The organism is Micromonospora inyonensis (assembly GCF_900091415.1).
GTDB classification, from domain to species: Bacteria; Actinomycetota; Actinomycetes; order Mycobacteriales; family Micromonosporaceae; genus Micromonospora; species Micromonospora inyonensis.
The window spans coordinates 754,575-774,142 of sequence record NZ_FMHU01000001.1; the positions used below are offsets into that span (position 1 = coordinate 754,575).

Annotated in this window: 16 protein-coding genes and 1 pseudogene; 12 read left to right on the forward strand and 5 right to left on the reverse strand. The window is 72.4% G+C overall.

The window, feature by feature from the left end; translation table 11 throughout:
- Positions 1-44: 44 nt before the first annotated feature.
- On the reverse strand, positions 45-416 hold the full coding sequence (locus GA0074694_RS03290) for a tetratricopeptide repeat protein (RefSeq protein WP_091452195.1): 372 nt from the start codon (positions 414-416) through the stop codon (positions 45-47).
- Between the two features lie 85 nt (positions 417-501).
- Positions 502-1,281 carry an ROK family protein gene (locus GA0074694_RS03295; protein WP_091452198.1) on the reverse strand — a complete coding sequence of 260 codons (780 nt, stop codon included), beginning with the start codon at positions 1,279-1,281 and terminating at the stop codon, positions 502-504.
- A gap of 63 nt (positions 1,282-1,344) precedes the next feature.
- Here GA0074694_RS03295 and GA0074694_RS03300 point away from each other — a divergent pair, with 63 nt between their 5' ends.
- The 3 genes and pseudogenes from GA0074694_RS03300 (at position 1,345) to GA0074694_RS03310 (ending at position 4,142) form a co-directional block, all read left to right on the forward strand.
- Positions 1,345-2,982, forward strand: coding sequence for an ABC-F family ATP-binding cassette domain-containing protein (locus GA0074694_RS03300; protein ID WP_091452202.1), 1,638 nt, complete (start codon positions 1,345-1,347; stop codon positions 2,980-2,982).
- A gap of 38 nt (positions 2,983-3,020) precedes the next feature.
- Positions 3,021-3,266, forward strand: a pseudogene (locus tag GA0074694_RS03305) (hypothetical protein); the annotation flags it as partial.
- A 150-nt stretch (positions 3,267-3,416) separates the two neighbouring features.
- A complete protein-coding gene (locus tag GA0074694_RS03310) occupies positions 3,417-4,142 on the forward strand; it encodes a methyltransferase domain-containing protein (RefSeq protein ID WP_091452207.1) in 726 nt (241 codons plus the stop codon).
- A gap of 122 nt (positions 4,143-4,264) precedes the next feature.
- Here the strand turns inward: GA0074694_RS03310 and GA0074694_RS03315 are convergent, their stop codons facing one another.
- Positions 4,265-5,272 (reverse strand): LacI family DNA-binding transcriptional regulator, encoded by a 1,008-nt coding sequence (locus GA0074694_RS03315; protein WP_091452211.1) that lies wholly within the window; start codon positions 5,270-5,272, stop codon positions 4,265-4,267.
- Positions 5,273-5,433: 161 nt separating this feature from the next.
- On the opposite strand from GA0074694_RS03315, the gene arfA reads away from it, so the two are divergent.
- The 7 genes from arfA to GA0074694_RS03350 all read left to right on the forward strand — a co-directional run bounded on the left by arfA (position 5,434) and on the right by GA0074694_RS03350 (position 13,965).
- Positions 5,434-6,945, forward strand: a complete 1,512-nt coding sequence (arfA, locus tag GA0074694_RS03320; protein ID WP_091452214.1) for an arabinosylfuranosidase ArfA — start codon at positions 5,434-5,436, stop codon at positions 6,943-6,945.
- Positions 6,946-7,084: 139 nt separating this feature from the next.
- The gene (locus GA0074694_RS03325) at positions 7,085-8,410 is read left to right on the forward strand and encodes an ABC transporter substrate-binding protein (RefSeq protein ID WP_091452217.1); all 1,326 of its coding nucleotides are present in this window, start codon (positions 7,085-7,087) and stop codon (positions 8,408-8,410) included.
- Positions 8,411-8,417: 7 nt separating this feature from the next.
- Entirely contained in the window at positions 8,418-9,380 is a 963-nt protein-coding gene (locus GA0074694_RS03330) for a carbohydrate ABC transporter permease (protein WP_091452220.1), read from the forward strand.
- Between the two features lie 10 nt (positions 9,381-9,390).
- Positions 9,391-10,215, forward strand: a complete 825-nt coding sequence (locus tag GA0074694_RS03335) for a carbohydrate ABC transporter permease (RefSeq protein WP_245714528.1) — start codon at positions 9,391-9,393, stop codon at positions 10,213-10,215.
- Positions 10,212-11,279 (forward strand): glycoside hydrolase family 43 protein, encoded by a 1,068-nt coding sequence (locus GA0074694_RS03340; RefSeq protein ID WP_091452224.1) that lies wholly within the window; start codon positions 10,212-10,214, stop codon positions 11,277-11,279. The genes GA0074694_RS03335 and GA0074694_RS03340 overlap by 4 nt, the downstream gene beginning before the upstream one ends.
- 294 nt (positions 11,280-11,573) lie before the next feature.
- Positions 11,574-13,235, forward strand: coding sequence for a glycoside hydrolase family 10-like protein (locus GA0074694_RS03345; protein ID WP_091452227.1), 1,662 nt, complete (start codon positions 11,574-11,576; stop codon positions 13,233-13,235).
- A 190-nt stretch (positions 13,236-13,425) separates the two neighbouring features.
- Positions 13,426-13,965 carry a phospholipase gene (locus GA0074694_RS03350; protein WP_091452230.1) on the forward strand — a complete coding sequence of 180 codons (540 nt, stop codon included), beginning with the start codon at positions 13,426-13,428 and terminating at the stop codon, positions 13,963-13,965.
- Positions 13,966-13,978: 13 nt separating this feature from the next.
- Here GA0074694_RS03350 and GA0074694_RS03355 read toward each other — a convergent pair whose 3' ends face one another.
- Both GA0074694_RS03355 and GA0074694_RS03360 read right to left on the reverse strand, forming a co-directional pair.
- A complete protein-coding gene (locus tag GA0074694_RS03355; protein WP_091452234.1) occupies positions 13,979-16,720 on the reverse strand; it encodes an ATP-binding protein in 2,742 nt (913 codons plus the stop codon).
- A gap of 125 nt (positions 16,721-16,845) precedes the next feature.
- Positions 16,846-17,067: an FmdB family zinc ribbon protein gene (locus GA0074694_RS03360; RefSeq protein ID WP_091452237.1), complete on the reverse strand. Its 222-nt coding sequence runs from the start codon at positions 17,065-17,067 to the stop codon at positions 16,846-16,848.
- 56 nt (positions 17,068-17,123) lie between these two features.
- On the opposite strand from GA0074694_RS03360, the gene GA0074694_RS03365 reads away from it, so the two are divergent.
- Positions 17,124-18,437: a lytic transglycosylase domain-containing protein gene (locus tag GA0074694_RS03365; protein WP_091452239.1), complete on the forward strand. Its 1,314-nt coding sequence runs from the start codon at positions 17,124-17,126 to the stop codon at positions 18,435-18,437.
- 70 nt (positions 18,438-18,507) lie between these two features.
- The gene (locus GA0074694_RS03370) at positions 18,508-19,527 is read left to right on the forward strand and encodes a GNAT family N-acetyltransferase (RefSeq protein ID WP_091458581.1); all 1,020 of its coding nucleotides are present in this window, start codon (positions 18,508-18,510) and stop codon (positions 19,525-19,527) included.
- Positions 19,528-19,568: the final 41 nt, after the last annotated feature.

Genomic DNA, 19,568 nt, shown 5'->3' on the forward strand with positions numbered 1-19,568 from the left:
GGCTTCCTGCCGACCAATCGTAGGTCGACCCCACCGCCCCGGGATCAGCGCGCGTTGCCGCCGACCCGGGACTCGACCCGGTCCAGCGCCCTGCGGTAGTCGTCGTTCGCCGAGTACATCGCCGCGGCGATGCGCAGGTGCCGCAGCGCGTCCGCCGGGCGGTTCAGCCGCTCCAGGGTGCGGCCCAGCACGTGGTGGGCATAGTGGTCGCTCGGGTCCTGGTCGACCAGCACCCGGAGCTGCTCCTCGGCCCGGCCGAGCTGAGCCGACTGGAAGTACGCGCGGGCCAGCAGCTGCCGTACGGAGGCGTTGCCGGGCTCGGCCGCCACGATCGGCTCCAACAGCCGGGCCGCTCCGGTCGGGTCCCCGGCCTCGAAGAACATGGTCGCCCGCCGGTACTCCGCCAGAAGGTCCATTCGACCCACCCCCTCGTGTCCCGCCGTCCGGTCCTCATCCGACGCTGGCACAAACACCGCAGGGGTGGCGGGTGTTCCCGCCCGGTCAGGCCGCCGGATGCCCGTCGACGGGACGGGGCGGGGTGAGCTGCCAGGCACGGACCCCACCGACCAGGGCGGCGGTGTTCGGTACGACCACCACGTCCTCGCCCATCCGCGCGAGCTGCTCGGGACGGATCAGTCGGGAGTTGCCGCCTCCCAGGTAGAGCCGGTCCCAGCGGAACACCGGACGCAGCCCGTCCACCACCTGTCGGACCCTTCGGGACCAGAAGCCGTCGCCCAGCCGGCGGCGCTCCGGCTCGCCGATGTAGGTGTCGTAGGTCATCCCCCAGCGCACCGGGGCCTGGGACAGCTCCAGGTGCGGGGCGAGCGCCCCGCCGTCGAAGAGGGCGCAGCCGAGCCCGGTGCCGAGGGTCAGCACCAGCTCGCACCCGCTGCCGGCCACCACCCCTGCACCGTGCACCTCGGCGTCGTTGAGGACCAGCGCCGGCACGCCGAAGGCGTCGGAGAGCGCGGTACGCACGTCGAACCCGGTCCACTCGGCCAGCAGGTCCGGGTCGACCCGGGAGCGGGGTCCGGAGCGGGTGACGTAGTGCGGGGTGGCCACCACCACCCCGTGCCGGAGCATCCCGGGCATGCCCACGGTCAGCCGGTCGGCGGTGGGCAACCGCCCGGCCAGGTCCAGCAGGGTCTTGACGAAGAGGCTCGGCGGCAGTGGGTACGGCGTGGGCACCCGCAGCGGCCGGGCACGCATCGTCCCCGCCTCGTCGAGCACCGTGCCCTTGATGCCGCCGCCACCGCAGTCGATCGCCAACGTGGTCACCACGGCCGACAGTCTGCCTAATCCGCTCGGCTCATGGGACATCGGAGGACTAGGCTTCGGCTCCTGATGAGCGCCACGATGATCGTCAAGAACCTCTCCGCCGGGCACGGCGACCGGCTGCTCTTCGCCGGGCTGGACCTGGTGGTGGCTCCCGGCGACGTGATCGGCCTGGTCGGGGCCAACGGAGCCGGCAAGTCGACGCTGCTGCGTACCCTCGCCGGGTTACAGCCGGTGGAGGCCGGCAGCGTCACGCTGAGCCCGCCCACCGCGAACGTCGGACACCTGCCGCAGGAGCCGGAACGTCGCCCCGACGAGTCGGTCCGCGACTTCCTCGCCCGTCGTACCGGCGTGACGGCCGCGCAGGCCGCGCTGGACGAGGCGACCGAGGCGCTCACCGCCGGGGCGGCCGGTGCCGACGACGCGTACGCCGAGGCGTTGGAGCGCTGGCTCGCCCTCGGCGGTGCCGACCTGGCCGAACGCGCCGAGCAGGTGGCCGCCGAGCTGGGGCTCGGCGTCGACCTGGAGCACCCGATGACCGGGCTCTCCGGCGGGCAGGCGGCCCGCGCCGGGCTGGCCTCGCTGCTGCTCAGCCGGTACGACGTCTTCCTGCTCGACGAGCCGACCAACGACCTCGACCTGGCCGGGCTGGCGAAGCTGGAGGAGTTCGTCAGCGGACTGCGCGCCGGCACGGTGCTGGTCAGCCACGACCGCGAGTTCCTGACCCGCACGGTCACCCGGATCCTGGAGCTGGACCTGCACCAGCAGCAGGTCAGGCACTACGGCGGTGGGTACGCCGCGTACCTGGAGGAGCGCGAGGTGGCCCGCCGGCACGCCCGCGCCGAGTACGAGGAGTACGCCGACACCCGCGCCGGCCTGGAGGAACGGGCCCGCACCCAGCGCGCCTGGATAGAGAAGGGCGTGCGCAACGCCCGACGCAAGGCCACCGATCCGGACAAGTTCGTCAAGCACTTCCGGGGCCAGACCAGCGAGAAGCAGGCTGCCAAGGCCCGGCAGACCGAGCGGCTGATCGAGCGGCTGGAGGTGGTCGAGGAGCCGCGCAAGGAGTGGGAACTGCGGATGGAGATCGCCGCCGCGCCCCGCGCTGGCGCCGTCGTGGCCGCGCTCCGCGACGCGGTGGTACGCCGGGGCGGCTTCACCCTCGGCCCGGTGAACCTCCAGATCGACTGGGCCGACCGGGTGGCGGTGACCGGGGCGAACGGGTCGGGCAAGTCGACGCTGCTGGCGGCGCTGCTCGGCCGGGTGCCGCTGGAGTCCGGGCACGCCTCGCTCGGGCCGGGGGTGGTGGTCGGCGAGGTCGACCAGGCCCGGGGACTCTTCGTCGGTGACGAGCCGCTGCTGGACGCCTTCCGGGCCGCCGTACCGGAGATGTCCCCGGCGGACGCGCGGACCCTGCTGGCCAAGTTCGGCCTGCGTGCCGACCACGTGCTGCGGCCGGCGGCCACCCTCTCCCCCGGCGAGCGGACCCGGGCGGCGCTCGCGCTGCTCCAGGGGCGCGGGGTGAACCTGCTCGTGCTGGACGAACCGACCAACCACCTCGACCTGCCCGCGATCGAGCAGTTGGAGTCGGCGCTGGCGGATTACCCCGGCACGCTGCTCCTGGTCACCCACGACCGGCGGATGCTGGAGGCGATCGAGACCAACCGCCGGCTGCACGCCGACGGCGGACGGATCGCCGAGCTCTGATCCGTGCGGGCCGGCTACCGGCGGGTCACAATCGATACATGCTGAGGTGGGAGTACGCACTGCTGGTGCGACGGCGCCAGGCGGCCAGCGACGACATCGGCTGGGAGATCACCTTCCACTGGTACGGGCCGGACGGCACCCTGGTCGACGTCACGCCGTACGGCGACACCGCGCTGGCCCACCTGAACCGGGCCGGCGACCAGGGTTGGGAACTGGTGGCGATGAGCGAGGACCCGTCGCTGCCCGGCAACCACGAACTGCACCGTTACCACCTCAAACGTCCGAAGGCACCGCTCGCGCCCCGGCAGCGGGTACGCGGGGCCGGGCGGAGCGGCCGGCGCGGCATCAGCGGCTGACCCGGCACGTGACGGGCCCGATGGCGACGGTGCATACCGGGCGCGGATGCGGGTAACGGGCGGCGGGAGGTGGCCCGCATGGTCGCGCTGGCACAGGCACCGCCCTCGGCCGAGCGGCTGAGGGCGATCGACGTCTTCCTCACCGGGGCGTGGACGGACCAGGCCCGGCACGACGACCGCCTGCGCGACCTGGCGGTCGACGTACGGTTCGACCGGGGTGTGGCCCACCTGACCGGTGAGGTGCCGTCGGCAACCGACCTGCGGCTGGTCCGCGAGCGGGTCGGCCGGCTCGCCGGGGTGTTCGGGGTCTGGTCGCGGGTCACCGTCGGCGGCCGGGCACCGGTCGTCGTCGACCTGGGCTGTGGTGGCACCAAGCAGTACCCGGGCAATCTCGGGCTGGACATCCTCCCCGCTCCCGGCGTGGACGCGGTGGCGGACCTCTCCGGGTCGCTGCCGCTGGCCGACCACTCGATCGACGTCCTCTTCGCGGTGCACATCCTGGAGCACATGGTCGACTTCCTGCCGCTGGTGGACGAGTGCCACCGGGTGCTCCGGCCCGGAGGCGTCCTGCACGTGATGAGCCCCTGGTGGCGGCATGTGAACGCGGTCGCCGACCCGACCCACGTACGGCTGCTCGACGTCCAGACGATCAAGGGAATCTGCGGGCAGCGCCCGCCCGGTACGCCACGTTGGTATCCGTTGCACGTCGGCTGTGACGGGGCGTCGATCTTCGCCGACCTGACGCCCCTCGCCGCCGACGAGCCGGGCCCCGAGCCGTCCCACCTGGCCCGGTTCTTCGACTAGGCGGACGGATACCCCGGGAGGACGGGGCCGCTGTGCCGCCTCCGGAGCCGCCGGCCGGGGCAGGTCGCCTGCCTGCAGGGGTCCCCTGCTCGACAGAAAGCGGTAACAAGGGGCCCCTGCAGTCACCGGCCGAGAGTGCTCTCCCGGAGTTCGAGCCGGTACGGGGCGGTGAGCGTCCGGGGCGGCGCACTCCGGTCGCCCTCGATCCGGCCGACCAGCAACTCCACCGCGAGCCGGCCGATGCGTTCCTTGTCCGGCGCGATGGTGCTCAGGGTGGGGACCGAGAACCGGCCGTCCTCGATGTCGTCGAAGCCGGCGACCGCGACGTCCTCGGGTGCCCGCAGTCCGTGCTCGTGCAGGGCGCGCAGCGCGCCCAGGGCGAGCGTGTCGTTGAAACAGAAGACCGCGTCGGGACGCATCCCCGAGGCGAGCAGGTCCCGCATGGCGGCGGCGCCGTCGGCGCGGTGCCAGACCGGCGCGGGGGCGACCAGCCGCTCGTCGTAGCCGAGGCCGGCGTCGGTGAGCGCGGCGCGGTAGCCGGCGAGCCGGAGTCGGGCGCTGGCCCCCTCGACGGTGCGCTGCGAGCCGATCGCGGCGATCCGGCGGCGACCGAGACCGGCCAGGTGGGCGGTGATCTCCCGGGCGGCGGCCACGTTGTCGATCATCACGTGGTCGGCCGGTCCGTGGTCCACCCGTTCACCGAGCAGCACCATCGGGGTGCCGTCCAGCCCGGTGAGGTCCTCGGCGGTGAGGGCCAGAGGGCTGAAGATCAGCCCGTCGATGAGGTGGTCGCCGATGCCGCTGGCGGCCACCCGCTCCTGCTCCCGGCTACCGCCGGTCTGGTCGATCAGCACCGTCCAGCCCTGCTCGGCGGCGGCGACCACGACGTGCCGGGCCAACTCGGCGAAGTAGGGGATGTCCAGCTCCGGCACGGCGAGGGCGATCACTCCGGTACGCCCCTTGCGCAGGTTGCGGGCGGAGAGGTTGGGCCGGTAGTTCAGCTCCGCGATCGCCTGCTCGACCCGGGCGCGGGTGGTTGGCCGGACATGCTGGTATCCGTTGACGACATTGGATACGGTCTTCACGGACACACCGGCCTTCTCGGCCACGTCCTTGAGCCTGTGCCGCACCTCGCCACCCTCCCGACCCCGTTCTGCGAGGCACTTTACCGTGCCACCAGCTCTTTACAACGTTGCCTACAACGTTGTAGAAAGTCGGACAGGCGAGTGACCACGGTCACTTCCCGCAGTCAGGCGATCAGGAAGTCAGGCGACGAGGAAAGGTGGCCCCCTTGCGGACCGCTCAGGTGACGATCGATCCCGCCTTCGCGATCGGCGCGGCGGACCGCCGACTCTTCGGATCGTTCGTCGAGCACATGGGGCGCTGCGTCTACGGGGGCGTCTTCGAGCCCGGTCACCCCGAGGCCGACGACGACGGGTTCCGCACCGACGTCCTGGCGCTCACCCGCGAACTGGGCGTCTCGGTGGTCCGCTACCCCGGCGGCAACTTCGTCTCCGGTTACCGCTGGGAGGACGGCATCGGCCCGGCCGGCGACCGGCCGCGCCGGCTCGACCTGGCCTGGAAGACGATCGAGACCAACGCCTTCGGTCTCCACGAGTTCATGGCCTGGGCGGCGCGGGCCCAGGTGGAGCCGATGATGGCGGTCAACCTCGGCACCCGGGGTGTGCAGGAGGCCTGCGACCTGCTGGAGTACACCAACCACCCGGGCGGCACGGCCTGGTCCGACCTGCGGCGCAAGCACGGCGCGGAGCAGCCGTACGGGGTGCGGCTCTGGTGTCTCGGCAACGAGCTGGACGGGCCCTGGCAGGTCGGCCACAAGACCGCCGCCGAGTACGGCCGACTGGCCGCCGAGACCGCCCGCGCGATGAAGCTGGTCGACCCCTCGATCAGCCTGGTCGCCTGCGGCAGCTCCAACCGGGGGATGCCCACCTTCGCCTCCTGGGAGGCGACCGTGCTGGAGCACACCTACGAGCACGTCGACTACATCTCCGCGCACACCTACTACGACCCGTCCGACGGCGACCAGGCGAGCATCCTGGCCTCGGCGGTCGACATGGACAACTTCATCCGCGAGGTGGTCGCCACCGCCGACCACGTGGCGGCCAAGCAGCGCCACCGGCGCAAGCTCAAGATCTCCTTCGACGAGTGGAACGTCTGGTACCAGTCCCGTCTCCAGGCCGACCTGGACCGACGCGGCTGGGTGGAGGCCCCGGCGCTGATCGAGGACACCTTCACCGCCGTGGACGCGGTGGTCGTCGGCGACCTGCTGATCACCCTGCTCCGCCACGCCGACCGGGTCGGTGTGGCCTGCCAGGCGCAGCTGGCCAACGTGATCGCGCCGATCCGGACCCGCACCGGTGGACCGGCCTGGCGGCAGAGCATCTTCCACCCGTTCGCGCTCACCGCCCGGTACGCCCGTGGCACGGTGCTCCGCACCGAGCCGGTCGCCCCGACCTACTCCACCGCCCGCTACGGCGACGTGCCGGTGCTGGACACCGTTGCGGTGCACGACGAGGAGCGGGGCGAGCTGACCGTGTTCGCGGTCAACCGGGGCGATACGGACCTCGCGCTGGACCTCGACCTGCGCAGCCTGGCCCGGCCCTCCGGTCGATCCCACCTGACCCTCGCCGCCATGGACGACCCGACGGCGTGCAACACCGAGGCCGAGCCCGACCGGGTCACGCCCCGGGGGACCAGCATCCCCACCGTCGACGGCGGCCGGTGCACCGTAGCGCTGCCCGCCGTCTCCTGGAACGTGCTGCGCTTCGCCACCCGGTCCTGACCGGGTCCGTCACGCCACCCCCGACCAACTCCACCACCGGCCTCGACGAGCTCCACCACCGATCCGGACCAGAGCTGTGACCACGGTCCGGGCCGGTTTCCGCCGGAGCAGGCCATTTCCGCCCCAAGGAGACAACACCATGATGCGCAACGAGATGAGCCGACGCCGCCTGCTCGGCCTCGGTGTCGGGCTCGGCACCGCGGCCACGCTCGCCCTGGCGGGCTGCGGCGGCGACGACGGTTCCACCACGGCCTCGGGCAACGGCGGCAAGGACTACACCGGCCCGAAGGTCGACCTGAAGCTGTGGAACGGCTTCACCGGCGGCGACGGCGACATCTTCAAGAAGCTCGTCGAGAAGTTCAATGCCGAGCACAAGAACATCGCGGTGACGGTCACCACGTACCAGTGGGAGGACTACTACAGCAAGCTCCCCGGCGCGGTCCCCAGCGGCTCCGGACCGGACATCGCGGTGATGCACATGGACCAGCTCGCCACCTTCGCCGCCCGGGGCGTCATCGCCGAGCTGGACGACGTGGCGAAGGCGCTGGAGCTGACCGACGCCGACTTCGCCCCGACGGTCTGGGCCGGCGGCCTCTACGACAAGAAGCGGTACGGCATCCCGCTGGACATGCACCCGCTCGGCTTCTACTACAACAAGGCCGTCTTGCAGAAGGCGGGCCTCGACCCGGAGAAGCCGCCGACCACGCGGGACGACTACACCGCCGCGCTGACCGAGTTGAAGAAGTCCGGCGTCCAGGGATTCTGGGTCAGCCCGTTCCAGTTCACCGGCGGCATGACCTTCTACTCCGTGCTGCACCAGTTGGGCGGGACGCTCTTCGACGCCGACGTCGCGAAGGCCACCTTCAACTCCGACCCGGCGGTCGAGGCGTGCACCTGGCTGGTCGACATGATCAAGCAGGGGCACTCCCCGGCCAACGTCGGCCAGGACGCCGACTACCTGGCGTTCAAGGCGGGCAAGAACGCCTTCAACTGGAACGGCATCTGGCAGATCAACGACCTGAAGAAGAGCACCGACGTGCAGTGGGGGGTCGCGCCCCTGCCCCAGATCGGCAGCAAGCCGGCGGCCTGGGCCAACTCGCACAACTTCACCATCGTCAAGCAGCGCAGCACCGACGCCAACAAGGTGGCCGGGGCGAAGGTCTTCATCAACTGGCTGGGCCAGCACTCGCTGGACTGGGCCGCCGGGGGCCAGGTGCCCGCCCGCAAGGCGGTCCGTGAGGACGCCGGCTTCAAGGCGCTCAGCGAGGTGGGCGCGCTCGCCCCCGAGATCGAGTACGCGGCCTTCCCGCCCGCCGCGCCGGGTATCGGCGAGGTGCTGACCACCTTCTACTCCTCGTTCAACGAGGCGGTGCTCGGCAAGAAGTCGCCGAAGCAGGCGCTGGACGACGGCGTCGCCAAGGCCGACAAGCAGCTGGCGGACAACCGCAAGAAGTACGGGAACTGAGGCGGCCGTGGCCGGCATCGGCACGGTCGGGGCGGCGCGTTCGGACGCGCCGCCCCCGGCGGCCGGGCGGGGACGCCGGGAGGCGGGCCGGCGCGGCCGGGCCACCACCCCGTACCTCTTCCTCGCGCCGTACCTCCTCCTGTTCCTGGTCTTCGGGTTGGCCCCGGTCCTGTTCGGGCTCTGGCTTAGCCTGCACCAGTGGGACCTCCAGCTGCCGAACCGCCCCTTCGTCGGGCTGGACAACTACCAGGACCTGTTCTCCCGCGACTCGGCGATCTACGGGGACTGGTGGTCCAGCGTCCGGGCCACCGGCATCTTCACCCTCTTCTCGGTGCCGCTGCTGATGGTCGTCCCGCTCGGGCTGGCGCTGCTGCTCAACGAGCAGTTCCCCGGCCGGACGTTCTTCCGGGCGGTCTACTTCGCCCCGTACGTGCTCGGCGTGGCGGTGATCGGCCTGCTCTGGCGGTTCCTGCTCGACGCCAACCTCGGCCTGGTCAACCGGCTGCTCGGCGCGGTCGGGTTGCCGTCGGACACACCCTGGGTGACCGACGTGCCGTGGGCGTGGGTGTCCCTGGTCGGGGTGACCGTCTGGTGGACCTCCGGGTTCAACGCGGTGATCTACCTGGCCGGTCTCCAGGACATCCCGCCCGAGCTGTACGAGGCGGCGAAGATGGACGGCGCGAGCGCCTGGGACCGGTTCCGCAACGTCACGCTCCCCGGACTGCGCCCGGTCATGCTCTTCGTGCTGACCACGACGATCCTCGCCTCGGCGAACGTCTTCGGCCAGTCCTTCCTGATCACCCAGGGCGCACCCGGCGAGGAGACCCGGACGGTGGTCTGGCGGATCGTCGACGAGGGGCTACGGGACAACGACGCGGGCCGGGCCGCCGCGATGAGCATCCTCTTCGCGCTCGCCCTCGCCGTGATCAGCATCGTCAACTTCCGGTTCTTCCGGTACCGGGAAGACTGAGGAGGACGACGTGACGACACTCCGCCGTACCGGACGCTACGCCGTCCTGGTGATCCTGACCCTGGTGTTCCTCGCCCCGCTGATCTGGATGCTCCTCACCTCGCTGAAGACCTACGACGGCGCGCAGCGGATTCCGCCGGACTGGCTGCCGAACCCCTTCTCCGGGTACGGCTACGACCGCATCCTCAACGACACCGCCAACCCGGTGCTGCGCTGGTTCGTCAACAGCATGCTGGCCGCCACGCTGCACGCGCTGCTGGTGCTGGTGACCGCGTCGATGGCCGCCTACGCCCTGGCCCGGCTGCGGTTCCGGGGACGCTCGGTGGGCTTCGCGCTGATCGTGGGGACGCTCTTCATCCCGCCCACCTCGCTGATCATCCCGAACTTCGTCATCGCCGACCAGCTCGGCTGGGTGGACACCCTCGCCGTGGTGGTGGTCCCGGGGGCGGCCAGCGCGTTCGGGGTCTTCTTCCTCCGGCAGTTCTTCCTCTCCATCCCGGCCGAGCTGGAGGAGGCCGCCGTCCTGGACGGGGCGAACCACTGGCAGGTCTTCACGAAGGTGCTGCTGCCGTTGTCGAAGCCGGCCCTGGCCACGCTGGCGGTGTTGTCGTTCCTCTCCAACTGGAACGACTTCCTCTGGCCGGTCTACGTGCTGTTCAGCCCGGAGAACCTGACCCTGCCCGCGGGACTGGGCCTGCTCCAGGGCGCGTACGTCACCGACTATCCGGTGATCATGGCCGGTGCGGTGCTGGCCAGCGTGCCGGTGCTGGTCCTTTTCGTGGCGGCCCAGCGACACATCATCCAGGGCGTGTCGCGCAGCGGGCTGAAAGGATGACCGCCCCCGCCATCCGGCGACGCGGCGCGACGGCAGGTGCCGCCGTCGCGCCGCTCGTCGCCGGGCTGCTCGCGACCGCGCTGCTCGTCGCCGGCTGCACCGCGCCCGACGAACCGAGCGCCACGACCACGGGATCCGACATGTTCACCAATCCGGTCATCGCCACCAACTCCCCCGACCCGCACGCGATCCGGGTCGGCGACACCTGGTACCTCTTCCACACCAACGGCGACGGCCGCAACGTCCCGGTGCACACCTCGCCGGACCTGGTGGACTGGACGCCGGCCGGGGACGCCCTGCCGGAACTGCCGGCCTGGGCCAACCCGGGCAAGACCTGGGCACCGGAGGCGATCGCGCTGGCGCCGGACCGGTTCGTCCTCTACTACACCGTCGCCGGGCGGTCCTCCGGCCGGCAGTGCGTCGGGCGGGCGGTGGCCAGCGCGCCGCAGGGCCCGTACCGGGACGACTCGTCCGGCCCGTTGATCTGCCAGGCGGAGCGGGGCGGGGCGATCGACGCCAGCCCGTTCTGGGACACCGACGGCACTCTCTGGCTGCTCTGGAAGAACGACGGCAACGCCGTCGGCCGGGACACCTGGCTCTGGTCGCAGCGTCTCTCGGCCGACGGGCTGGAGTTGGTCGGCGAGCCGACGAAGCTGCTCAAGCAGACCGAGCCGTGGGAGGGACGCCTCATCGAGGGGCCGTTCTTCTGGCGGCGGGACGGGACGTTGTACCTCTTCTTCGCCGCCAACGCCTACAACCGGGCCGAGTACGCCGAGGGGTACGCGATCTGCGAAAGCCCCACCGGCCCCTGCGTCAAGGCGCCGGAGAACCCGATCCTGCGGAGCAACGCGGCGGCCTCCGGCCCCGGCCACGCCTCCATGGTCGAGTCCGACGGCCGGACGTGGCTGCTCTACCACGCCTGGCCACCCGGGCAGGAGGGGTCGGTCTCCCCCGGACGGCAGACCTGGCTGGACGAGGTCGTCTGGCGCGACGGCCGCCCGGTCGTCAAGGGCCCCACCGGAACCCCCCAGCCCCACCCGCTTCCGCACCGCCAGACGCGGTAGGAGGGGTCCCCTGTTACCGCTTTCTGTGTAGCAGGGGACCCCTGCAACCCAGCAACCGCCCACCCCACCCCACCCCACCCCGCCGCCCGTCCGGCAGAGCGCCACGTTGCGTACCGGGGCGGTAACGGCGGACGGAACCGGCGACCCGGGCCGGCGGCTGATCTCCCGTGGGGTCTTGCGTCGGGCGGCCGGTTGTGAAAATTTCCTTCTGACGGCGTATTTTTGGCGACGAATCTTGCCGACCAGCCGCCGTCCGCTCCCCTGCCAGCCGAGCCCCCACGAAGGGACCACCTGATGAAGGCACCTCGGCTCAGAGCCGCCGGGCTGGCCGTCGCGCTGCTCGGCGCTCTCGTCGCCGCGACGCCCGCGCACGCCGCTGACCCGGCTGCCACCTCCACCATCACCGCCGCCGACTGCACCACCGACCCGGCCACCCCCAAGCGCCAGTTCCGGGCGATGTGGATCGCGTCGGTGACCAACATCGACTGGCCCACCAGGGCCTCCTGGACCGACCCGAACCGGGTCGCCGCCCAGCAGGCCGAGTACCTGCGCTGGCTCGACCTCGCCGAGCGGCTCAACCACAACGCGGTGGTCGTCCAGATCCGGCCGACCGCCGACGCGTTCTGGCCGTCGCCGCACGAGCCCTGGTCGGAGTACCTGACCGGAGTGCGGGGGCAGGACCCGGGCTGGGACCCGCTGGCCTTCCTGGTCGCCGAGTCGCACGAGCGGAACCTGGAGTTCCACGCCTGGTTCAACCCGTACCGGATCTCGATGCCGGCCCCGGGCGGCGCCGGCGCGGATGTCAACCAGCTCGCTCCGAACCACCCGGCCCGGCAGCATCCGGACTGGACCTTCGCGTACCCGCCGGCCGGGGTCGCCGGCAGCCGGCTCTACTACAACCCCGGCATCCCGGCGGTCCGCGAGTTCGTCCAAACCGCGATGATGGACGCGGTCCAGCGGTACGACATCGACGGCGTGCACTTCGACGACTACTTCTACCCGTACCCGAGCGGCACCCACCAGGTGCCGGACGACGCGACGTTCGCCGCGCACAACCGGGGCTTCACCGACAAGGCCGACTGGCGGCGGGACAACATCAACCTGCTCGTCAAGGAGATGAACGAAAAGGTCAAGGCGGCGAAGCCGTGGGTGAAATTCGGGGTCAGCCCGTTCGGCATCTGGCGGAACAAGTCGGCCGACCCGCTCGGCTCGGACACCACCGGCAGCCAGTCGTACGACATCATCTCCGCCGACACCCGCAAGTGGGTCAAGGAGGAGTGGGTCGACTACGTCGTGCCGCAGCTCTACTGGTACATCGGGCAGTACCCGGCGGCCGACTACGCCCGGCTGGTGCCGTGGTGGGCCGAGACGGTGCGCGGCACAAAGGTGCAGCTCTACATCGGCCAGGCCGACTACAAGAGCGGTGACCCGGCGTACGGCTCGTTCTGGATGAACCCGAAGGAGCTGTCGAACCACCTGACGCTCAACCGGTCGTACCCGGAGGTGCTCGGCAACGTGCACTTCTCGGCGGTGCAGGTGCGGGCGAACCGGCTCGGCGCGACCGACATCTACGCCCAGGAGCACTACTCGAAGCCGGCGCTGGTGCCGACCATGTCGCACCTGCCGGCGAAGCCGCTGCTGTTCCCGGTGGTCACCGGCGCCCAGCGGACCGACGACGGGGTGCGGCTGACCTGGCGGCAGCCGGCGGACGGCGTGGGGCCGCTGGGTACGGCGACGTCCTACGCGATCTACCGGCTGGACGGCAACCGGCTGCCCGCCGGCTGCGACCTGGCCGACGCGACCCACCTGGTCGACACCGTGCGGGCCACCCCCGGCGCGGTGCAGTCCTGGGTGGACACCACCGCCGATCAGGGCACGTCGTACACCTACCTGGTGACGGCCCTGGACCGGCTGCACAACGAGAGCCCGGCCAGCCCGGCGCGCTTCGTGCGCTGACCGGACGACCACCGGATGCCCCGGGGCGGCCTATCCGCCTCGGGGCATTCTTCGGTTTCGACGGATGGCGGCAAATTAGAGCGAGACGACACCTGACATCCATCAAGATCGATAAAAACTGTTCTCCAACCGGCAACCCGCCGGTGACACGATTCCGGTCGCCTCACCCCCACCCCCGGAGGAGAACCCGATGCACCGTCGCCTCACCACCCTGCTCGCCGCCAGCGCGCTCGCGCTGCTCGCCCTCCTCGGGGTCGCCTCGCCGGCCGCCGCGGTCACCCGGGACCAGAAGCTGTCGGTGATGTACAGCTGGACGCAGACCAGCGCCACCAGCTACAACTCCTGGAACTCGGCCCGGCTGAACCAGGGCGCCTGGTCGGCGTACGCCTTCAACTGGTCGACCGACTACTGCTCGTCCAGCCCGGACAACCCGCTCGGGTTCACGTTCAACCTGTCCTGCTACCGGCACGACTTCGGCTACCGCAACCACAAGGCGATGAGCGTCTTCACCAGCACCAACAAGGCCCGCATCGACAGCGCCTTCTACGAGGACCTGAAGCGGGTCTGCGCCCGGTACAGCAGCACCGTCCAGCCGGCCTGCTACAGCCTCGCCTGGACGTACTACCAGGCGGTCCGGGCCTTCGGCTCGCCGTCCGCGGTCAGCCAGGCCGACCTGGACCGGGCGGCGAAGATGAAGGCCGACGCCGAGCGGGCCGACGCCCTGCGCTGAGCGGCACCCGCCCTCACCAGCTCGACGTGAACCGGGGGGAGGCGGGGGACAGGTCCGGGTGCTCGACCGCCAGGGCCACCGCCGCCGCCTCCTCCAGCCCCAACTCCGCCCCGGCCCCGTACGCGGCGTCGAAGGCCGCGTCGCCCAGCCTGCGGCGGACCTCCGTCTGCCACCGCAGCCAGTACGCCCCGAACAGGCCCGGCGTGAACCGCATCCGGGCCCGGGTCGCCTGGGCCGCGCCGAAGAGCCGCGCGGCGGTGAGCGGATCGTCCCCGTCGGCGCAGCGCACCGCGAGCGCGTTCACCGTGTCGCAGGCCCGGCCGTGGTAGCCGTGGCTCACCCGCGACCGCAGCGCCACCTGAAGGTGCTCGTGGGCGGCGACCAGGTCCCGCCGGGCCAGCGCCACCATGCCCAGCAGCATGTCCACCGAACGCTGCCCCCGCTCCACCGGGCGGGTCGCCTCCACCGACCGGGCCGCGCCGAGCAGCTCCGCCGCCTCGTCCAGCGCACCGCGCCGCCACAGCAGCTCGGCCAGGCTGTAGACGGCGAGCAACGCGTCGGCGGCCACCCCCCGGTCCCGCGCCCAGTCGATCACCTCCCGACAGACCTGCTCCGCCTCGACGAACTGCGCCATGTCGACCAGGGGCGCGGCCCGGCCGGCGAGCACCCGGGCCAGCAGACCGGCGTCCCCGGCCTGCCGCGCCGCCGCCTCGGCCCGCTGGGCGAAGCGCAGCTCCTCGGCGAACTCACCGTCCGCCCCGGCGTGCAGCGAGTGCATGTGGTACGCCGCAGCCAGCTCCGCCTCGGGAATCCGTTCGCCGGTCTCGGCGATCCGCCCGTAGAGCCGGAACAGCCAGAGCCGCCCCTCCCGGGCCAGCCCCCGCTCCCGCCACCACAGGTCCAGGCCACCGGCCAGGAGCAGGCCGTCCCGGGCGCGTCCCCCGGTGGCCGACCAGCGCAGCGCGGCCCTCAGCTCGCCGGCCAGCGGATCGAGCGAGTAGAGCGACAGGGTCACCGGCTGCCCGTCCGGGCCGAGATACGCCCGCCGCAGCACGTGCTGCGACCAGGCCACGTGCCGGTCCCGGGCGACCTGCTCCTCCCCCGCCGCGGCCAGCCGGCGGGCCGCGTACGCCCGGATCGGGTCGAGCATCCGGTACGTGCAGCCCGAGGCGCTCGGTTCCGCCAGGATCATCGACTTGTCCACCAGCACCGAGAGCGAACCGAGCGGGTCGTCGTCGAGCAGCCACTCCACCGCCGCCAGGTCGACCGGCCCGGCGAAGACCGCCAGCCAGCGCAGCAGTCGGGCCGACCGGGGGCCGAGCGTTCGGTACGACCAGGTGACGGTCGCCTGCATGGTGGCGTGCCGCTCCACCGTCGACCGGATGCCGTCCCCGGGCAGCCCGGCGGTCCGGAGTTCCACGGTGTCCTCCTGCCCGCCCGACCAGGGCCGGGGGACATCCGGCTCGTCCCGTCCGGCGTCCAGCGCACCGAGCACGTCGGCCAGCCGCTCGGCGAGCTGCCCCGCCGAGAGCACCCGCAGCCGGGCCGCGGCCAGCTCGATCGCGAGCGGGAGGCCGTCCAGCCGGTGCACCACCCGGCGCAGGTCGGCCACCTCGGCCGGCCCCGGACGCCGCCCACCCCGGGCGGCCGTGGTCCGGTCGAGCAGCAGGGCCACCGCGTCGCTCTCACCGCCGTTCGGCGACGGGTCGACCGACAGCGGCGGGATCCGCCACACCACCTCACCGGGGAGACCGAACGACTCCCGGCTGGTGGCGAGCACCCGCACGCCCCGCGCGCCGGCCAGCAGACGCGAGATCACCTCGGCGGTGGCCGCCGGCTGGGCGTCACAGGTGTCCAGCACGACCAGCGTGCGCCGGGTGGCCGCGTACTCGACGAGAGTGTCCATGATCGGGCGACCCGGCTCCGGCCGGAGGCCGAAGGCGGCGGCGACCGCGAACGGCACCAGGCCCGGGTCGGTGACCGTGGCGACATCGACCAGCCACACCCCGTCCGGGTACGCCTCGACCAGCCCCGCGCACAGCTCCACCGCGAGCCGGGTCTTACCCGCGCCGCCCGCGCCGACGACGGTGACCAGACGGTGCCCGGCCACCAGCCGCCGCAGCTCGATCCGCTCCGCCTCCCGCCCGACGAACGAGGTGACCCGGGTGGGCAGGTTGTGCGGCGGGGCGTCGGCGGTACGCGGACGCGGGAATTCCCGTTCCAGACCGGGGGCGAGCACCTGGTAGAGCCGTTCCCGGTCGTCGAAGCCGCGGAGCCGGTGCAGCCCGAGGTCGAGCAGGGACGCCCCGGCGGGCAACGGCTCGGCGTGCCGCACCGTGGACGCCGAGCAGAGCACCTGGCCGCCGTGGGCGGCGGCGGCGATCCGGGCCGCCCGGTGCACCTCCGGACTGGCGTACTCACCGTCGCGCGGCTCCGCGTAGCCGGTGTGCAGTCCCATCCGGACCCGGGGAGTCGCCTCCGGGGTCGGCCAGTCGTGCCCGGCCAGCGCCCGTTGCGCGGCCAGGCAGGCGGCCACCGCCACCGTGGCGTCGGCGAAGGCGATGAAGAACGAGTCGCCCTCGGTGAGCAGTTCCGCGCCGTCGGCCGCGACCAGGGTGTGCCGCAGCAGTCGACGGTGCTCGTGCAGTACCGGCCGGTAACCCGCCCCAAGCATCCGGGCCAGGCGCGTCGAGCCCTCGATGTCGGTGAACAGGAAGGTCACCCAACCGCTCGGGAGGCGGATCCGTGGCGACATGCGTGGAACCTCCGCCCCTGACGTCGCCGGCCATGCTGCCCTATGTCGAAGCCGTCACGCATCGTGAGAACGGCCGGACGGGATCGACCGCAAAGTACCGCAACCAACCGACGAGGGCGCGGGAATCAGCAGCCGCAACCGCCGCCGCAACAGCCGCCGCCAGCCGGGGCACCTCCTCCGCCGGCCGGTCCGGCACCACCCCGGCCGGTCACCGCGACGGTGGAGAGGAGCTTGACGGTGTCCTCGTGGCCCTGGGGGCAGGAGGCCGGCGCACCAGCCTGGGCCATCGGCCGGTTGACCTCGAAGGTGGCGCCGCATGCGCGGCAGCGGAACTCGTACCGGGGCATGGCACAAGGGTACGACCGGTCCTGACGTCGGCGCTGACATGGGTAATACTCGACGGGTGGTGGACGGAGAGGACAGCCTGCGGAGTCGGCCCCTGCGTCCGGCCGCGCCGCCCGACGGGCCGCTCGCCACGTCGGGCGCCGCCGACGAACCCGCGCGCGTCGCCGGTGCGGTGCCGCGCCCCCGGACGCCGGTGCCGCCGGACGCGCTGCGCCCGACCGTCCCGGCACCGGGCAACTCCCCGCCGCCCGGCACCGCACCGGCGGAGACCACCGCGCCCGTTGCGCCCACCGCGGACCCGACGACAACGACCGGGCCCGACGTCAAGACCGGGCCGGACGACAAGACCGGGCCGGACGCGAAGAGCGACCCGGACGACACGACCGGGCCGGACGCGAAGAGCGGGCCGGACGACACGACCACGTCGGACACGGGGAGCGAGCCGGGACGGGCTACCCGCCGCCGGTACCGGGTGCCGTACGCGCATGCCGTACGCCTGCCGCCGCCCCGGCAGGCCGCAGCCGGCGCGGTCCGGGCCACCCGGGCCTGGTCGAAGCGCCCCAGCGGCCGGTTCGCCCTCTCCGCGGCCTTCCTGCTCGGCCTGGTCTCCGCCACCGCGGCGGCCGGTGCCCTGCTGGTCCCGGCGACCGCCCCCGCGCCGCGCCCGGTCGCCGGGAGCGGCAGCCCGGACGCCTCCGTCGGACCGACCACCGTGCCGTCCTTCCCCGGTGGGGTCGTGCCGCCCGGGACGCCTCTGCCCGGCGGGGTCAACCCCGGCGGCGTCCCGCTGCCGACCGGTCGCCCGGCCGACGCGCTCGCCGACTGGGCCCGGGTGACCGGCGAGAAGGCCGGCATCCCGCAGGTGGCCATGCAGGCGTACGGCTACGCCGAGCTGGTGCTCGCCCGGACCACGCCCAACTGCTCGTTGAGCTGGACCACCCTCGCCGCCATCGGCTACGTCGAGTCGCGGCACGGCGCGGCCAACGGCGCGAAGCTGATGCCGGACGGGCAGGCACTGCCGGAGATCATCGGCGATCCACTCGACGGCAACGGCGGGCGGCAGCGGATCCTCGACAGCGACCGGGGCCGCCTCGACCGGGACCTCACCTACGACCGGGCGGTCGGTCCGATGCAGTTCATCCCGACCACCTGGCAGGAGATCGGCGCGGACGCGGACAACGACGGCGTGAAGAACCCACACGACCTGGACGACGCGGCGCTCGCCGCCGGCAGCTACCTCTGCAAGGGCGGCCGGAAGATGACCGTCCCCGGTGACTGGTGGGGCGCGATCCTGTCCTACAACGACGTCCGCCGGTACGCACAGGACGTGTTCTACAAGGCCAACGCGTACGGCGTGACGAGTCGCGGCTGAGCCGACGCGTCCGTCCCGGACGAACTGGATACTTCCCCCGGGCTGCGGATGCCGGCAAGCTGTACGGGTGATGGTGCGCGAGTGGGATCCCCGGACCGCGTCGTCCGCCGAGATGGCGTCCCTGCTTGCAACGCTGAACGCGGTCCTGGCAGCCGACCTGCCCGACGACCCACCCTGGCGGGAGACCGCACTGCGGGAGTACCTCTCCGAGGTGATGCCCGGTGAGCGGCGGATCTCCTGGGTGGCCCGGACCGAACCGGCCGCCGACGGCACGCCGGGGGCGATCGTCGGCCACGTGCACGTGCTCCTGCTCGGTGACATCGGGGTGCTGGAGGTGCTGGTGCACCCGAGCGTGCGCCGCACCGGCCTCGGCCGTGACCTGGTCCGGCTGGCCGCGCGCCGCACGTACCAGGAGGGTTTCCGGTCGGTCGGGGTCGAGGTGGTCGGCGGGACGCCGGCCATGGCGTTCTTCGAAGCGCTCGGCTTCGGCCAGGACTACGTGGAGACCCGCAGCGTGCTCCGGCTCGGCACGGTGGACTGGGCGGCGCTGGAGGCGATGGCCACCGGGATCGGCACGGGCTACCGGATCGAGTTCTGTCCGGGCGGGCCGCCCGACGAGCTGATCGAGTCGTACGCCCGCGCCAAGGCCGAGTCGCGCGACGTCGAGGACGGCGACCTGCGCCCCAGCTCCTACGACCCCCAACGGCTCCGGGACAGCCTGGACTGCCTGCACCGGCGGGGCATGAAGCCGTACGTCGTCTTCGCCATCCACGAACGCACCGGCGAGGTCGCCGGGCTGACCGAGGTGGTCGTGCCGGCCCAGCACCCCACCCGGGCCGACCAGTACGACACCATCGTCGTACCGGATCACCGGGGCCACGGCATCGACCGGGCGATCAAGGCCCGGATGCTGCTCGACCTGCGGGCCGCCGAGCCGGAGCTGACCGAGGTGCAGACCTGGAACGCCCAGGCCAACGAGGCCATGCTGGCGGTGAACGCCGAGCTGGGGTACCGCCCCGACCGCCAGTGGTGCGAGTACGGCGCCGACGTGGCGGAGCTGGTACACCGGTTGGACGCGCTGGCCCGCTGACCGGTTGTTCACCGCCCCGACCCGTGGGGGATGGACGCCGT